The 17,851-nt window shown below is 41.7% G+C and carries 12 protein-coding genes; 7 read left to right on the forward strand and 5 right to left on the reverse strand.

From position 1 onward, the window contains the following. Positions 1–190: 190 nt before the first annotated feature. Positions 191–1,189 (forward strand): GDSL-type esterase/lipase family protein, encoded by a 999-nt coding sequence (locus tag EHO57_RS04580; RefSeq protein WP_135646299.1) that lies wholly within the window; start codon positions 191–193, stop codon positions 1,187–1,189. A 25-nt stretch (positions 1,190–1,214) separates the two neighbouring features. Further along, positions 1,215–1,577: a hypothetical protein gene (locus EHO57_RS04585; protein ID WP_135646298.1), complete on the forward strand. Its 363-nt coding sequence runs from the start codon at positions 1,215–1,217 to the stop codon at positions 1,575–1,577. A gap of 26 nt (positions 1,578–1,603) precedes the next feature. Here EHO57_RS04585 and EHO57_RS04590 read toward each other — a convergent pair whose 3' ends face one another. From EHO57_RS04590 to EHO57_RS04605, 4 genes are all read right to left on the reverse strand, one after another. Further along, complete coding sequence (locus EHO57_RS04590) at positions 1,604–2,071, reverse strand: hypothetical protein (RefSeq protein ID WP_135646297.1); 468 nt, start codon at positions 2,069–2,071, stop codon at positions 1,604–1,606. Between the two features lie 709 nt (positions 2,072–2,780). Beyond that, positions 2,781–3,515 carry a DAPG hydrolase family protein gene (locus EHO57_RS04595; protein WP_135646296.1) on the reverse strand — a complete coding sequence of 245 codons (735 nt, stop codon included), beginning with the start codon at positions 3,513–3,515 and terminating at the stop codon, positions 2,781–2,783. A gap of 91 nt (positions 3,516–3,606) precedes the next feature. Continuing rightward, positions 3,607–4,242 carry a DAPG hydrolase family protein gene (locus EHO57_RS04600; protein ID WP_135646295.1) on the reverse strand — a complete coding sequence of 212 codons (636 nt, stop codon included), beginning with the start codon at positions 4,240–4,242 and terminating at the stop codon, positions 3,607–3,609. A gap of 176 nt (positions 4,243–4,418) precedes the next feature. Beyond that, a complete protein-coding gene (locus tag EHO57_RS04605; RefSeq protein WP_246050526.1) occupies positions 4,419–5,804 on the reverse strand; it encodes an alpha/beta hydrolase family protein in 1,386 nt (461 codons plus the stop codon). A gap of 91 nt (positions 5,805–5,895) precedes the next feature. On the opposite strand from EHO57_RS04605, the gene EHO57_RS04610 reads away from it, so the two are divergent. Continuing rightward, positions 5,896–6,522: a TetR/AcrR family transcriptional regulator gene (locus tag EHO57_RS04610; protein ID WP_135646294.1), complete on the forward strand. Its 627-nt coding sequence runs from the start codon at positions 5,896–5,898 to the stop codon at positions 6,520–6,522. Between the two features lie 84 nt (positions 6,523–6,606). Here EHO57_RS04610 and EHO57_RS04615 read toward each other — a convergent pair whose 3' ends face one another. After that, positions 6,607–7,485 carry an AraC family transcriptional regulator gene (locus EHO57_RS04615; RefSeq protein ID WP_135646293.1) on the reverse strand — a complete coding sequence of 293 codons (879 nt, stop codon included), beginning with the start codon at positions 7,483–7,485 and terminating at the stop codon, positions 6,607–6,609. A gap of 180 nt (positions 7,486–7,665) precedes the next feature. Here EHO57_RS04615 and EHO57_RS04620 point away from each other — a divergent pair, with 180 nt between their 5' ends. The 4 genes from EHO57_RS04620 to EHO57_RS04635 all read left to right on the forward strand — a co-directional run bounded on the left by EHO57_RS04620 (position 7,666) and on the right by EHO57_RS04635 (position 17,849). Then, complete coding sequence (locus EHO57_RS04620; RefSeq protein ID WP_135646292.1) at positions 7,666–8,421, forward strand: SDR family NAD(P)-dependent oxidoreductase; 756 nt, start codon at positions 7,666–7,668, stop codon at positions 8,419–8,421. A 567-nt stretch (positions 8,422–8,988) separates the two neighbouring features. Continuing rightward, complete coding sequence (locus EHO57_RS04625; protein ID WP_135646291.1) at positions 8,989–10,560, forward strand: SAM-dependent methyltransferase; 1,572 nt, start codon at positions 8,989–8,991, stop codon at positions 10,558–10,560. A 4-nt stretch (positions 10,561–10,564) separates the two neighbouring features. Further along, positions 10,565–13,060, forward strand: coding sequence for a hypothetical protein (locus tag EHO57_RS04630; protein ID WP_135646290.1), 2,496 nt, complete (start codon positions 10,565–10,567; stop codon positions 13,058–13,060). Continuing rightward, positions 13,053–17,849, forward strand: a complete 4,797-nt coding sequence (locus tag EHO57_RS04635; protein WP_135646289.1) for a DUF6603 domain-containing protein — start codon at positions 13,053–13,055, stop codon at positions 17,847–17,849. Before EHO57_RS04630 ends, EHO57_RS04635 begins: the two co-directional genes overlap by 8 nt. Positions 17,850–17,851: the final 2 nt, after the last annotated feature.

Below are 17,851 nucleotides of genomic sequence, written 5' to 3' on the forward strand. Positions count from 1 at the left end.
AGATCCGGATAAAAATGATATAGAATGCAAGGCGCTCTGTGAAATAAATCAGAAAACTTTCTAATTTGTCCGTTAGTCGGAATTTTTGGCTTGCAAATCCGATTTACATATCTATTAACAATAGATCAATAATTTTTATCCAATAAACAATTCTCCTTGTGAGAGAATGGATCGACTGAAAGGAGAATTTATGCTCACTTCCCTATATCGTTTTTTATTCATTATATTTTTATCATGCTGCGTCTTCTGTAGCATTCTTTGGCCAAATCAAATTTCGGCGGAGCAATCGAGTGCGAAACAATCCGCCGGCATACAGGTCATTCGACAATTCGGAGACTCAATTACTTACGGTTATGGTTTTGTCCAATGTGCCGGAATACCCGGATTTTGTATGACATACTGGAAATACAACAGCCAACTCTATCAATGTGCAAGCTGTGCAATCTATTCTTGGGGAGGAGGATATCGCGGATGGATGACCGAACTGGCCTTGCAACCTTCGAATCAATTTCTCTTTGCGACAGAGGGTTATCAATGTGGAGGATCCTATACCGCTCAATGGGAAACCAATTCCATGTCACACGACGGATACCCCGGCTTTCGCACCGATCAATTGGTACCGTTAGCTTTGCTCCCTAGTAATGCATCTATCACACTAGTTCATGCAGGAACGAATGATTTTGTGCAAGGCAAATCCGTCTCTTCAGCCGAGACCAATCTGACTCAGATCGTGCAAAATTTGATCTCTCAGAATGCAAACACTAAGATCTATGTAGCACAAATCGTCCGTTTTGTGAAACCTGCCTCCACCTGCACAGGGTGTGCAGACCATAGCGTCTTAAACCCGCTCGTCAAACAGTACAACGAATGGATCCAAAGCACACTGGCAAACAACTTCGCAAAACAAGTGGTAGTAGTGAACATGTATGATGCACTTCAAACGCAAACGGATTATTCACCGGATGGAGTTCATCCGGGCCCGGTCGGATACCAAAAAATGGCCTGTTCCTGGATTCGTGCGATCAAACAAATGCCTTCTTCACCTTCGGATCCTTGCAATGGGTTCTCCTTTGGCGAAACAAAAAAGCAGAAGATTCCTTCTGAACCTGAGCTACAAAAGTCTATGCCGCCCTCGGAACTCATGAACCAAATTATGCAGGGTAAATCGAAGAATGTCTTGGGTCCCTAATTAAAGCCAAACAATACGCATCTGAATGCCACCCCAAAAAAGAGAAACATCTTATGACTACGTTTGTTTCAGTGAACTAGTGTACGAATATGATAACTCGAAAGAAACGGAAAAGAAGATCAAGAGAAGGTTGAAATACTACGAGTTAGGAGACTATGACCAAAGCAGAATAGATACGATCCGGAACTTAAAGAACGATCTAGACGAAGAAATACAAAAGAATCAAGGATCAAAATATTATTTAGGATCGAAGGAAGAATATGCAGCCTTAGGCGATTTTGATTTCGATCTGTTACTTCGAGACTTTCAACTAAAGTATCAGAAGATTAACAAAGAGGATATGAATGCCATTCTACTTCTCGCAATTTACACTTTCTATCTTCGCTAATCTCTTAAATAAAAAACTTTTTATCCTCACTCATTCAGCGTTTCTTTTTGGAGCTTTTCAGACCTCTTATCCAATATAAATCCGATAGTACCCAATATCAGAACTAAAATCAAATGTCTCAGAGCGACGAAATAATAGAAGTCGCCTGCCGCACCAAACGCATCCCTAAAATCCATGCCGCGATCAGCTCTAGAGATTAACGATACTAACCCATACTCCACAAGCAATATTTCGATCCCCCAAATCGACGAGATTATTAAAGAAATCTTAAATACAGGGCGAGAAATCTCCTCTAAGATCCATGGGAGTAAAGCTCCCGCCACAGCAGGGACGAGGAAAAGTAGGGGAGCAAGTATTATTATATTCACTCCCATTGAGCAGCCACTTCCACGACTACAGTATAAGGCCGAAAGCAACACAACAAAGACAGTGACAATTGCAAGCACCCCAAACACAAAACCAAGTAACAGAACGGGAACAAGGATCTTTTTCATATCCTTACTCTGATCCTATTTGCGTTCATGTATATTGGAAAACTGAATCTCTTTAAGATTGTATCAACTATTGGTTTTCAATAGAAACAAAATCAAAGGGAATCGCGAAGATGTGATTTAAAAACGCTTTACGCATTTAGTATTTTAAGATCCTAAACTTTTGGACCTTCTAGAAATAATATTAGCCGCAACAAAAAAGACAACTCCGATTAAAGACGATAGAACGCAAAGGAAAGTAAACCAACGTCCTTTCAAAGTTCCCGTATGTTCTTTTAAGAATGCGAGGAAAGAAAGACCACCTGCCGTTAAAAAGAGAATCCGAGAAATAGAATCCAAAGATTTAGCAAATCGAGAGGAATTAGGAACCGAGGATGTGAACGAGAGCAAATTTAAAAAGGAAACGAATAGAATATAAATGTGATTCGCACGCATTTCCATTCTAGCGGTTGTCTCCGCAAGATGTTCTGGGCGAAAATAAAACTGCATGTAGAGTCCGGTAATCGGAAATGCGATCAAAAGAATAATACCCAGAGAAAAATTCAATTTACGTAACATTGTTTTTCCTTATTCATATATGGTTTCTTTTTTAACCTTGCACAAAGATCGATCAATTGGATCCCTCCATAAGAACAAGCGATCGACATAAGAATTGTAAAGGTTTTTAATTTTATATCCAAACGAAAAGGATAATCATTCCCCCAGTCTTGAATTAGGGTCTTTTTGAATTCATTGGGTTTGAGTTCGCTTCATAAAGGGAAGGAAGAAATCCTGCTAATATTCCCATTTCTTCCAAGCAATGAATTTGTAAATGCTCCGCAGTCGAACGACGCAAAGCTAAAAAGCGAAGAATGGGTAAGTTAGCTAGTAATGATAGATTGAATATTCCTATCGTAGCTCCGCGTGAACGGACATGTCCCAACCAAAAACGCGAGCGCATTTCCGCTCCTTCTGCGGTTTTCCGTACTGAATGACACAAAAAACCGAAATTTACTGGGTAATTAAGGTCACCTACAAATGCACAAACAACGAAGTGGTCTTTATTATTTGGATCGTATCCAAATAATATTTTAGGATCAATAAAATTGATCCTAAGCTTCATCAAAGTTGGACCTATGTATTCATGCACAAGATGACTCGCACCCACTAATATGCCTGGCTGTTTTGATTCCCAATCCATCCAAACATGAGCCCTAGGATGCCAGCGTTTATAATCTTCTGTAGTACGAAGATATTCCGAAAACCAGAGTCCTACCATTTCCGGCGACACTCCAGGCATGGGCGTTCGAACCGAGACTTGAAATGCTCCGTTTGAAAGTCTCTTAACGGAGGTTGTGAATTCCCCATCGAACAGATCGTCCAACCGACGAGGTTTTGAGAATATAAGTAACCCGAAATTCACTGCCAAGAATAGCGCTAGCAATGCAATAAGCCAGAATGATCCCATGGAGCGACTCTGACCGGCGGATTGGGAATTGTCAACAAATTAGATCATGTTCTAGTTTTAATTATCTGGCTCTTTCTAAAAAGGATTGAGCTTAGTCTCCATTTCTCGACGAGTAAAGATAAGGAATAACCTTCTCGGATTGGCCTGTTTCCTCTATATTATGCCGGATCCAGTTTTCGGCAGTTTGCTTCGAGTATATGAAAGGAAGGACCAACCAATTTATTACCCAACCTAGTAGAGGGATATTTATGCCGATTAATGTTTCCGCATAAAAATCGATCCCATCTTTAGATGGAGAGTAATAATGCTTTATATCTCCGACGGTCAGACCCCATTTTTTGATCAGAAAGGTAAACTCGGTTTCGTCTAACTTGGTAGTATATACTCTTGCGGAAATCCTTTCATGAAAATCGTTAAATTGCTCTTCGATCAGACTAAATGCGCCGACTGCAAAACCCTTATTTGTTTTGTTTTTCGGATTTGTTAACGGCGTTATTGCTATATGATCTCGATGGTGCCACAAATGATATAAGCTTACTTCCTCGCCATTCCAGGTTACTGTTTTTCCTAAATTCTCAAACCACCACTTCATCATCTCGGGCGTAACATCTTTTATTGTGTCGTGCTGGATCTGTATTCTTAAAGACCCGGTCCAATGTTTATAAATATCTACCCACTTAGCGGACGACTCCGCTTTGAATTCGGTCTTGCCTATCGATTCTAACATTAGCCGTGCCAAAAGCCTTTTTCTTCTCAATTCTAATTTTCTTCCAGGGCACCAAATTTCTCCCTTAAAGTTTAACTTTTTCGTTTTCGCCTTAAAGATACTTTTTAAAAATTCTAAGATCTTTCTCATTTCGTAATAAGCTCCCTGAAGCAAAGAGATTTATCAAAAACCATCGATCATTTCTCTTCAAACTTCTTCATCCAATCGAAAAAGTCGGCCTGCCATAAAGTAGGAGCTCCAAGTTGACAGTGTTCCGCACCTCCTGATTCTCGATCATAGGTGATTACTTTAACACTCCTTGCATTTGTTAAACTTTTCTTAAAGTCGTCTACTTGTGATATGGGAATAAAATGATCTTCAGCACCGGCAAAAATCAAAACATCTTGGTCTATTTTGTCTGCAACATCACTTAAGCTAAACTTCCTCATGGCTGAAAGAGTTTCATTCGTCGTTTTTGTTCCTAAAGTCCATCTGCCGTTCTTGATCCCCCAAGAAAATGTGGGAGAGAAAGAAGATTTAATCTTTACTAGAATTTCTATTAAACCGTAAAACTCATGCTTTTCCAGCCATAGCGCTATTCCCGGAGTTGCATTCTCCGCCACTTTTCCAAAATCATACATAACGTCATAAGCCACCAACCCGTCGAAACGCTTTTCAAAGGCCGCCGTTCTTGACGCAAGATACCCTCCCAAGCTGACTCCAACCAGGACCATCTTACCAGGCTTTGCGTGATTGGTTAGAAAAGTATCTAAGACCGCGGTATTCGGTTTTTCCCATTCAGGATTAAATGGTAAGTTTTGATTTCGTATGATAGAACCTTGACCAGGCCCTTCATAAGTAAGCACATTGAAGCCTCGCTCGTTCGCACTCTTTACCAGATCGAAATACAATTCTTCCATCGTTCCGTCGAAGCCATTCACCATAACAATAAGAGGTTTATTGTCTGAACCTTTGGGACCCGGGTAATAGATCGCATTCAGATAATATTTCCCGTACGGCACGTGGATCCTTTCGTATTTTATGGAAAGTGAATCTAACCCTAAAAGAAACGCTCTGACCTGTTTATCAAAAGCCTCTGGTCTCTTAGGGTCTTCCGGATCAAGGAAAAATTCGGCGGTTCTAAAGTAGTTATGCGCTCTCAGGTAAGCCTGACCTCGACTTATTGGATCGATGATACCTTCCGCCTTTTGGAAGATCCGGTCCCCGGTCTTCTCCCAAGCGTCAAACCAACTGCCTGCATTGCCTTCTTCAATATGGCTGATTGTCTCTAGGATCTCTCCCGTATCAGCACCATCGCTTCTTATATCGTTAAAGACTCTCAGAGTTTGGAAATGATACGCCTGATCATTGAAGAATCTTCCTTGTTTTACGCCCTTACAATTTTCGAAAGCCGTCAGGGCCAGTGCCAGCAAACAGAATACTTGTAATGCTCCGCTATAAACCTGTTTCTTAAATGAAAGGCTCTTCCGTATCCTTAGAAGTTCCATTTTCCCATCCCTCAATATTAAAATATGAACTTTGTTCATATTTATGAAACGCAGCGTTTTAAGAATGTAAATCAAAATTTACGTTTCCTTTGGATTTTCTATCTTAGGCAATTAGAGATGGGATGCGTTCCATTTTCGGTTCAATGCACCTGTGCGAGAGGAATTAATGGCCAATAAAAGGAAGAGTGTTAGAAATCCTGTCCAAGACCGTTCCATTGCCAGCAAGGAACGGATTATATCGGCAGCCTATCAACTCGTAAAAAAAAAGGGATATGCAAATACGGGAATTAGAGACATCGCAAGCCTTGCCGAAGTATCGGTGGGTACATTCTATATGTACTATAAAGATAAGAATGCGATCGGCTTCGAAGTATTGCGAAAATATGGAGAGGAATTCTACGGCAAGCTTGCTTCGGAAATTACCTCGCATCTTCCCAAAAAAGTGAATCTCACTCAGATCATTTTCGAGATATTGGTACGGATGAAAAAGGTAGCTTTAGAAAATACGAAGCTTCATAAAGAATTTATAATTTTATCTCTCAGCGACCGATCATTTGCAGCGGTTCTTAAACTGGCAGAACAAGAGCGCATACAAGCTGAATTACCGAAAATCATGGAGTATTTCGGGGATCAGATCATTCCCCGATCGAAACCTGCGGCAATATACTTAGCCCAACGCGTAATGGATGATATCACAACCTATATGGTCTTACAAGGCTTCTCCGTTTCCGATGATGAGATCTTGAAAGAAACGGCATTAATGATCTCTAGCTACCTTGAGAGAAAGGAATAGCTATCCAGGAGTACATCATTTCTTCTTCGAAGATAACCTGGATAAATATAGAAGCATTTTTAAAATCACTCAATCCTTGTCGCCTTATCCTAATTTCCGTAGCCTGGAAGCATCCCGAGCAGGGGACTCTCCGAAAAACCTGGAATATTCCCGATTGAATTGAGAGGGACTTTCGTAACCGACTTCATACGCAGCCTCTAAGACGGAAAATCCACTGTAGACCAGGAGTTTCCTTGCTTCTAACAACCGAAGTTGTTTTTGGAACTGAATAGGACTTATGCCGGTAATCTCCTTGAATTGTCTGTGAAAGGTTGTGACTGCGAGCCCTGATTTTCCTGCGATCCGTTTGATATCGAAAGGCTTCTTGAAATTCTCTCGGATCCAACGAATACTTTGGTGGATGCGCGGAGCCTTTCCATTCGCAAAACAGAGTTGCCTTAGTCTCCAACCCTGAGGTCCAAGAAGAGTGTGATAAAGGATTTCCCTTTCGTAGGCAGGGAAAAGCGCAGGGATATGTTCGGGAGTATTCAAAAGCCGTAACATACGAAGCCAGGCTTCCGCAAATTCCTGGTTAGCCTCGCAACCTATAAACTCTCCGTTAACCTTCTTTTCCCAATGATCATCGGGAACGTCACGAATCAATTGTAGAAGGGACTCTTGGTTCAGATATAAAGCAACGGATAGATATGGAAGACCATTCTTCCCCTGCTCCACTCTGCCTGCTGCCGGCATTTCCATAGGAATGAGAAAATAGGATGGAGACTTCATTTTCAAGGTCTGATCTCCGATCGAGATCGTTTTTCCCCCTTGAACAATGAAACCTATCATAGGTTCGTATACTGCGGAGAGTTGGTGTTGAGGAACTTCACCTTTAATGATCCATACTCCGGGTAGCTCCGTTTCCGTAGGTTGAGTGCTTGCGTGGTTAGCAAGTTCGGAAATCTCTCTTAAGATCTCTTCCATAGATCCTTTCTTATTAAGGCATTTTTAGGACTTTTAAAAGAACTAAATAGGTGAAAATTGAATTTTTTATAACTCCATAAGGTAGGATTAGGCAATTAAAAGGCAGTATCGAATCTTTACTCTTCCGGCAAATTCCCCCATAATCGACGCAGACATGATTCATTACAGGAGGATCAGCATATGAAAGTAGCGATAGTCACAGGCGGCAGCAATGGGATCGGCAAAAGCACAGCCCTCATTCTCAGCAAACGAGGGATAGGTGTAATCCTAACATATCTTTCTGACAAAAAGGGAGCAGAAGCAGTGGTTCGGGAAATCGAAGAGGAAGGTAAAGCGAGAGCGGTAGCCCTTCACTTGGACTTAAGTAAAAAATCCACCTTCCCAAGCTTTACTGAATCGGTGAGGAAAGTCCTGAAAGAGATCTGGAAGAGAGAGACTTTCGACTACCTTGTAAATAACGGAGGTGTCGGAGGGGGAATGCCGTTTGCGGAAATGAGTGAAGAATATTTCGATCAGATCCTGAATACGAACTTTAAGGGACCTTTTTTCTTAACACAATATTTAATCGGCTTATTGGAAGACGGAGGAAGGATCGTAAACACATCCAGTTCCTCTAGTAGAGGTTCGTTTCCGGGATACTCTGCTTACGGCGCTTCCAAGGCAGCGTTTACTTCTTGGACACGTTACTTAGCAAAGGAACTCTCTCCGAGAAGGATCCGAGTCAATGCGGTCTCCCCAGGTCCGGTTCACACGAATTTGGGCGGCGGAACCTTCGACAAACATCCGGAGTTCATTCAACCTCTCGCGGATCAGACCGCTCTCGGACGGATCGGCAGCCCGCAAGACATAGGAAATGTGATTGCGCAACTGCTTTCGGATGATATGGGCTGGATCACCGCGCAGGATATAGAAGTATCCGGGGGATTCCTACTTTAAAAAGACTCTGAAAGAAATTCCGGATCCGAGGAAGATTCCTGCAAAAGTAATTTATGAAAGGAGAATATACTCTCTTGCGGAGAATCTTCCTATTTTAACAAGTGAACGAAGTGAGAACGTCATGGTTATCGGAGAACTCCCGAAAAATAGAAGAAAAAGGAGTAAGGTCTTATAGTTTTCGATTTCAGATCACAAGATCAGTCAAGTGGATATTCTGCTTCCTATATTCTCGAAACAGAACCGAAGAGTATTTCGATGTTATCGCCGTGTTGATGCTTGGAATTTCGAGGTCGGTGTAGGTTATTTCCGAGAATTCTGTCCTGGCATGAACATACGCAGTATTGGCTCATCCATATTGCTCAGATTAAGAACACTCCAGATCCGACATTATTAGCTTTGGAAAAAATCGCCCTTCCTTCCCTGCAAGAGAAATAATTCCCTATAGAATGGCAATTCTAGGACATACAATGAACAATTTTAAGGCCAAATGAATAAAAATATTTACAATTAAAATAATTTAAAGAACTTCTGACTTCCATTACGTACGAATGCCAGGATTTAAACCGAGTGCCCAAAAGTACATATACCATTCTGGAAAGTAACGCCAGGCTATCGGAATCCAAAATATGGGAATATCAAAGAACATATTTTGAGCAAAGAGGGCACGGAGCTTGGCTAGAAGGCGAAGTCCCTTTTTATAGCACTTCAAATTCGTTTATCGCGGGTCGTTATGCGGAATTATTGCTCTCTATATTCGAGGACAAAGGGCATAAGAAACAGAAATTTAAAATAATAGAGATAGGGGGCGGAACCGGCAAATTTGCCCATCTAACCTTGTGTGCGCTGGAGCAGATCTGTCCTGAACTGCTAGCTGAAAAGAATATTCAATATATATTAACCGATCTTACTTCTACTAATGTGGGGGAATATGCGAAGCACTCTTCTCTCCAAAAATGGATCGAAGCTGAAATTTTAAGCTTAGCTATTTGTGACATAGAAAAAGACGAGAATATCAGACTAACAAACGGATCCATTCTACAAAATGAATCGGATTTTCTGCATATATTTATCGCCAACTATGTGTTTGATGGAGTTCCTCAGGACCTTTTCGAGATCGAGAATCAGGGTTTGAGAGAAGTCCGCATCACAACCGTTCATCAGGAATCCATTTGGAACGAGTTAGACGCTTACAACCTGGGAAGAATACAGATCCGATTGGATGAAAGGATCCAAAACGATGAACCATATTCCGATCCGAGTTGGAACAAGATCTTAAGAGAGTATCAAGAACAAATAAATAACCTGTTCCTTTCTTTTCCCACCACCGCAATACGTTGCTTGGATAGATTTTCCACTATATTCACTGATAGTATATTCTTTATTTGCGATAAAGGAACTCCCAAAATCGAAGATCTAACCTTGAGCGCCGCCCAAACGCCTGTCGAACATGGAAGCATTTCCATGCCGGTGAACTTCCACTGTTTAGGCCTTTGGGCAAGAGACAAATCGTGGATGGTTTTGGAGGATATTGAAGAAAGAGACTTTCTACGGCTTAATATATACACTCCTATTGGAAGCAAGTTATCCTTTCTGCCGAAAGAATACGCGAGATCCCAGCGTAACTTCTCTATAGATGATTTTATTCATCTCAGAAGAAGTTGGGAAAAATTGAACGAAGATATACCTCTTCAGGAAACGATTGCCTGCCTGAAAGTATGCAATTGGGATACTAAAGTCTTTCTGATGTTTTACGATAAAATCCTGCCTCAGTTCGATTCCTCACAGATTTCTTCCGTGCAGACCGAAATTCTCTCAGAAGGAATGCGAATTTTACGAAAGAAAAATTTCTTCGACACGGAAGAGGATCTATCTTTCTGCATCGGTATTTTGTTTGCTCGTTTAGGAAAATTATCTGAAGCGATCTCTTGTTTTCGGGAATCTATTGCCCACTACGGTGAAAATCCGTACACGCAATTTAATCTAGCGGTTTGTTTGTTCGATTCGGAACATAAAGAAGAAGCTTTCGAAATTTTACGAGAAGTTCGATCCAAACATCCAGATCTTCCCATTCCATTTCCATTACCTAAAGAAATGGATTTTGAAACATTCTCAAACGAACAAGTTATTCAGGGAAAATAAATATATGAGTTTTACAGTTTATCCTTATTACTTAGACCAAAATTATTTGCCTGTATATCTTTATACCGATACTGGGCGAATCGCTACCGACTTTATAGCTGCTTTCCCGGAATTAGATGGGGTCGGAGGGATGAGTGTCGCAAACCTCAAAACGGATTTAATCGATAAAGTCGCCGCAAATTTCCGCCCTTCGTACTTCCTGAGCGTCGCATTGAAATATTATAAGAATACTCAAAACATAGACGATCTACCGGCTGGGGATGATGCTTCTAAGTTGAATTTTGCCGATTTTAATGCGGAAGCGAATCCGTGCACGTTCACAATCAACTCAGGAGCAGCTCCTCTTACCGATCTGGAAAAGGCACAGTTGGACTATATATTCGGATTCACAGATCGACTGATGAATTTTTTCTCCTTCGAATTTTCATGCGATGATACGGAGATCCTGGATACGCAAGGAAATCAGGTCTTAGGAAACTTATCCATTCTGGGAATGCAAACTTCTTACAATCTTTTCCAATTACCAAATGCGGAAATAGCAAGTTTCAAAGATCGTTTAACACAATACGTCAACTTTGCGAATATGAAAGGGATAGTATTCGGGAACCAAATATATCGTAATCTATTCTATTCAGGAATAAGCCAAGGGATCTGGTATCCGATAGCAGGAAATAAAGTATTGGATAAATACAATATAAAAAACCTTATACGTTATAATAATCAGTCGGATGCCACCAAAGGACTATTGTTACTAAGATGGTTGTATGGAGCCGTTGCAGATTACGACACGTTACTTGCGATAGCCACTCAGATCCAACTATCTCCAAATCTAGATCCGAAAACCTTCATACCCGCCAACATAGACATAGGAACTCTATCTAAAAAAATATCCATTGATCTCGTAAACAAAACTCCCTATTACTGGGTAGATCAAAACAATGTTCTTGCTGCAGTTCTAGGGCGCTTTATTCCAAGCTTGGGAGGAGGAGGAGTCGGAGGAAGAGGAAGAGCGGATAATGTTGATGAAAATGATTTCATATGGTCGGGGAACGAAATTATAGGATATGCGATCGGATTACCTCTGAACAAACAAAACGCTATATTATTATTTTCTGATGATCATGGATTTTCCGCGGCGAATACGCCGTTCTTTGCCAGCAAGTCTCGCGAAAATCTGATCGATGCAGAAGATAAGAAACTCTATGGTGTTATCAAAAATAAGCCGACTCCGAATATAGATAAGCCCCTTTCGGCGCATCGACCTATTTTCTATTTCAAAAAATTCAAAGGGGGCGACACCAAAAGAAAGAACCTGCCAAGAGACGGGTATCCCCCTCCGAGGAATTTTAATAGTCCATTAAAGAATTTTAAATTTATTGAGGACGATAAAAACCCACTGCGTCTTCCAGATAAAAAGATGAAAGGGAGTGAAGTTAAGGCAGGCACTACCGGAGTTACTTTAAATCATCAGCAATCCATGGAAAGAGAGAATGCGGGAACTGTGATGGGAAAGTTCCTTTATAATAAAAAATTTAAAAAGGACGATAGCGGAGACAATGTAAAAACCGAATATAATGCATACTTTGCCGCAAATTATCAAACCGATCCGAGCAGTTCCCTACCGGCAACCGACTTCACAAATTATGTAGCCCAGAAAGATCCGAATTTAAAATCGAAAGTCCTAGATATATATCCGAAAGCCACACCCTATCTCAAACAAATGGTCGTTCCTAAAGGAGGAGCAAATGCGCTTCGAGTTGTAACGGATCAGGAATGGTGCCATCTTTACGGACACGGAGACGGCGGTCCGGATATCGCTGAAAACTTCGTGTCCGGAAGTAAGCATTGTAATACGGAACAGCTCGCTATAGAAACCGGCCAAAGAAAAAGAAAAATTGACGGTTTAACTGCTAAGATCACTGCATACATGCTTCCCGCTCGGACTGTATGGTATTCGGGATCCAGTTCCGAAGATTCTCAAGATGCAAAGGTAGACCCTGCGAATTTAAAAGAATTCCCGCTACCTTTGGCTCATGTAATACGCTACAAGGTTTACAAAGATAAAAATCTAGTATTTGAACATTGGTACGACGCTCAGAGCCAAAGTTTCGACTATAATGAATTTCTAATTTTAGAGGAATTCGTGGATTACACGACATCCGTCATGGGCGACCCCAGTAAATACGAATATAATGCTTCTCTAATATCTAGATTTTTAGAGAGACTATTCCGAGACTGTGCCAAAGTGGATCCTCCTATTGATTGCAGCAACGCTACATTTACTTCCTTTAAAGCGTTTCCTGCCGGATACAAAGCCGCTAAACAAGGTAAAAAAGCGGATCCAAATGCCATAAAAACGTACGTCACGACAGCTCCTGGAAAGACAATTTACGATCAGTTCAAGTTCGACGATAATGAAACCAAAATGATCCTTTCAGACAAAATTCCGGAACCTATTAACGCCACATTTCAGAAATTAATAAAAAAGCTTAATGCCTAAACCTATGCCAACAAGTTTTGCCTTACAATTATTAACCAGCTTATACAACCGAACCAAGAACGTTGCTGGAGATTTGCTCATAGACCAAACTCTGCTCGGACAAGACCATCTTACTTCGATGTGGAATATTATCTTTAGTGTAGATCATCTAAAACTAGGCAGCCCTCAGGTATCGGCTCAAGACAACGCTACCGGAAATTTTACGGTAAACGGAACGATAGATTTAATCCCATTTCAAAACAAAGGGATACAACTCCAAAACTTAGGAGCGCAGATCCAGTTTTTTGCCTCCAGTGATTCAACAGATCCGACTCAAATTAGCATAGAATGTATCATCGATTTCCAAGGTCTTCCGACTGAATGGGATATTATTTCCTTATATCCTTATCTTCCTTCTTACATGAACTACCAAACGGATATGTTGGCAGAAGGAGCCCAGGAATCTTTTTTACGAGAAATTTCCTTCCAGAACATCCAAACCCGTTTCAGCTCTTATGATTTTTGGCAGGTAGAAAATTTAGAAAAACAGACTCCAGGTCTGCAATTGCTTACTACTCTTTCTTCTCCTCCTCAATTGGGGTTGGAACTCCTACGTAGCGGATTCAACTTCTCCTCAACAATCCAAGCCGATGGGGATTTCTGGGATCAAGTCAAATTGATCCAACCTGATCTGAATACTCTCTCCGTCTTCGGAGCAATAGGAACAGATGACCAAGGAGAAGGTAACATTCTCATAGGACATAGCCTTCAAAATACAAGCACGCAACAATTCCCTTCCCTAAATGTCGGAGGGCTCAATATAGAATTAAGAAGACTCTGCATTTATTCCGGATTGAATAATATATCAGGATTACCTCCCGGATTCGCTTTCGAAGTCTATCTTGGACAAGAAGGGAACGGTTTAGATCTGATCGTTCAAACCGCAATCGGCTCCACTAGCGCTCGTATTTTAGGTATTTTTGATAAAGGAATTACTCTTTCCGATATGGAAAGTCTGCTTGGCCTTTCGGACCTGGCGAGTATGCTTCCAGCAGGACATGATCTTGGCCAATTAACTCTAAACTATATGGAGCTCGGAGTATCCATCTCTCCGATGAGGATGGATACTCTGGAGTTCCATATTACTACAGAAAAACCGATTTCGTTTTTCAATGATAAGGTAGAAGTTACTCCTACTCTGATTTGGAATCGAAGTTATTCCCAAGATTCAGATACTCCTACTACAGATCTAACTATCGCGGGGGATTGGATCTTAGGCGGAACGGAATTCTACACTTCTCTAGATCCTTCGTCTGGGGGATTTTTCGTTTCAATGAAGACCGGACAGTCCTTGGATGCTTCCGAGTTGATCAATCGCTTCTTCTCCACAAAGGCATTGCCCGAAATAGATATCGTAGATTTCGAATTAGATGGAAACTTCAAGGATTCTTCCTTTTCCTTCGAGATAGATTTCACGTCGGATTGGGAAATAGATTTTGGAGGAAATAATCCGGTCGTACTCACTCAGTTGGGCATCCAAGGAGAATATGGCCCGCCTAGTGATAATCCAAACGGCGAACCTACAAGCAGCGGTTCTATCTTAGGAGTACTTTTAATCGGTGATTGGAACTTAAATGTGGAAATCGATTGGGGAACCGAGTTAAGTATCGAGGCTCTAATTCCTAATATCAACGTATCTTGGTTAATAGATCAGCTTCTGCACGAAATACATATACCGATGGAATTGCCTGATTTTAATATCCAAGATCTGGATGTTAAAATCGTTCCGAAGACTAAAGAATTCTCAATCCAAGGAGGATCATCGGATACGATCGATTTCTTCTCCGGATTGGATCTTAAAATAGATTCTTTCCAAGCGGAACGTAAATTGATCGACCCAAACCAAGGACTCTACGAAAGCTCAGCTGCAATTCAATTGAGTATGGATGTGGGAGGAGTTGGACTGGCTCTCTCAGGAACTTATAACTCGAGCCCTTCTTCGCAAAGCGGAACTTCTACGACCGAATGGGACTTCAAAGTTCAACAGCAAGACACTCCGATTCCTTTCGGCAAGTTGATCGAAAAATTCGGAGCTTGGATCGGGTTGAATTTTCCGATGTTGGTAGGCGACCTTAATTTACAAAAATTTTATATGGAATTCAATGTCGGTTCGGCCAACAAGTATTTCATTCTATCTGGGTCGGTATACGATGGCACTACTCTCTTAGGAAGATTCAGCTTTTTTGCGGAAAAGAATGATCCTGCGGATACGTATATAGGCAGCGTTCAGGATTATCTTTCCGCAATGAATAATGGAACTTATCAGTCTCCTCCGGATACAAATTGGGATTACGTACTCGATTTGGAAGTGGATATTAATATCGATGCGGCAAATTTTCCGTTAGTCGGTTCCGAAATAAATTCAGTACAGTCGATGAAGCTTCAATCCATTTCCTGTGCAATCGCTTCTAGAAAATTCACGCAACAAGAAATGACCACATTAGTCAATCGACTGCCCCAAGGTGCGCTCATTCCGCCCGTAAAGGACATCGATCAAGGAAAGAACTTTTCCACCCAAGTACAGTTAGGCGGTTCGGCATTAACTCTTTCTATGCCTTTGGATGCTTCCCCCGGCGGAACAAATACCGGCGGGAATACGCCGATCGTTCCTGTGACACCACCTCCTCCCAATTATCCTGTTCCTACGACACAACCTAGCTCAGTAGATAAAACCAAATGGTTCGCTTTGAATCTACAATTCGGAGCGGTATCTCTGCCTAGGATCGGAGTTCGATTCGTAAATTCGAAAGTTACCTTCCTCCTAGACGCTTACTTAAATCTAGGCGGAATAGAGATCGGTTTAGCAGGCTTAGGCGTATCTAGTCCGTTCGACCATTTCCAACCTAGTTTTAGTTTGGACGGATTGAGCGTAACGTATTCGAATCCTCCGATCACTATCGGAGGAGGTTTCCTAAAAGCGGGAGAAGGTTTGTACGAAGGAGAAGCGATCTTGAGTCTGACTCAGTTCGAACTTTCCGCGATCGGTGCATATTCCAATCAGAACGGAACGATTTCCTTTTTCATTTATCTGGATTATTCCGAGCCTTTAGGAGGTCCTCCTTATTTCTACGTTATGGGTCTCGCTGGAGGATTCGGATACAATTTCTCTCTGAATATTCCGAGTGTAGATCAGATACGCAACTTCCCATTCGTTCAGATCGCGGAAGGATCGGAAACCTCCACGAATTCGGATCCGGTTGCAATGCTTCAATACTTGAGCGAACACAATATCACGGTGCCCCAATCCGGAGAATATTGGTTTGCAGCGGGCGTTCGGTTTCTCACCTTCCAGATGATAGATTCATTCGCTCTCGCCTCCGTTGAATTAGGCGACAATTTCGAAATAGATCTTGTCGGGTTATCTACTCTAAGTATCCCGCAGGGAGTTTCGAATCCGATCGCAGAAGCTCAGATGGCCTTAAAAGCTTCTTTCGATCCTCAAAACGGCTTCTTCGGGATCAGCGCTCAATTAACTCCTAGCTCCTACGTATTATCACAAGATTGTCATCTGACTGGTGGATTTGCGTACTATATATGGTTAGGTGGAGAACATGCCGGAGATTTCGTAGTAACTTTCGGTGGATACCATCCTAGCTTTCAACCTCCTTCTTATTATCCTAGTGTTCCGCGTTTGGGAATCTATTGGCAGATCGGCTCGAGCATTAGCATCCAAGGCTATTCCTATTTCGCATTAACTCCCGGATACCTTATGGCCGGCGGCGGATTGGAAGCGGTTTGGAGATGTGGAGATTTGAGCGCATGGTTCTCCGCTTATGTGGACTTTCTTCTTCGATGGAAACCATTTCATTATGATGCGGATTGCGGAGTGGACATTGGGGTCTCCTATAGATTTTCAATCGATCTTCTTTTCACCACAATTCATATTACTATTACAGTTCATATCGGTGCGGATATACATTTCTGGGGTCCTAACTTCAGCGGAATAGCGAGAATACATCTTTGGATCGTCTCCTTCTCCATAAGCTTCGGAGATAGCGGACAACATCCAGATCCGATTGCTTGGTCCGAATTTAAGACCTCCTTCCTTCCTCAAAGAGACGGGCAAACTCATGCTTGCGAAATTGCCGCGACATCGGGACTAGTAAAGGATCTGAGCAAAGACTCCTCATCCACATTGCAATGGGTAGTGAATCCACATACTCTGCGTCTTTCCATTAATACATCCGTTCCGCTTAGAACGACTTCTTTCGGAAATGACAGTTTATCCAGTACGAATCAGGTTTTCGGTGTAGCTCCGATGGATAGAAAAAGTTCGGATATTCAGAAATCGGATGCGAGTATTCAGATCACTCGGGATGGAGAAAGGGCTGAAGGCGATTTTATTTTGGATCCGGCCTATAAAAACGTCCCTGATTCTCTCTGGGGAGAAAGTATGAGCGCCGAATTGAATTCGGAAGCGGTTCGTTCCGGAATTCTAATGGGTTTTAATTTGCGTCCAAAGCCGATCAAAAATCCCGCCGTTACTGCAGAAATCTCTATTACAAAATTAGAATTTGCAGATGATCCGATCATTGGCGCATATGCCTGGGAAACCGTAACAGAACCTACAGAGGCAAATTTAACTCAGGAAGAGAGAAGACAAAAGATCCAGAGCACAATTTCCCAAACTGCAAACGCAAGAACGAATCTATTCTCCGCATTCGGTTTTAATGCGGGCGATTTCGATCTGACAAATCTTTCCCAAGGAACGGATAACGCATTTCTATCTGCTCCTAAAATATATTCTTAAAG

The organism is Leptospira langatensis (assembly GCF_004770615.1).
GTDB classification, from domain to species: Bacteria; Spirochaetota; Leptospiria; order Leptospirales; family Leptospiraceae; genus Leptospira_B; species Leptospira_B langatensis.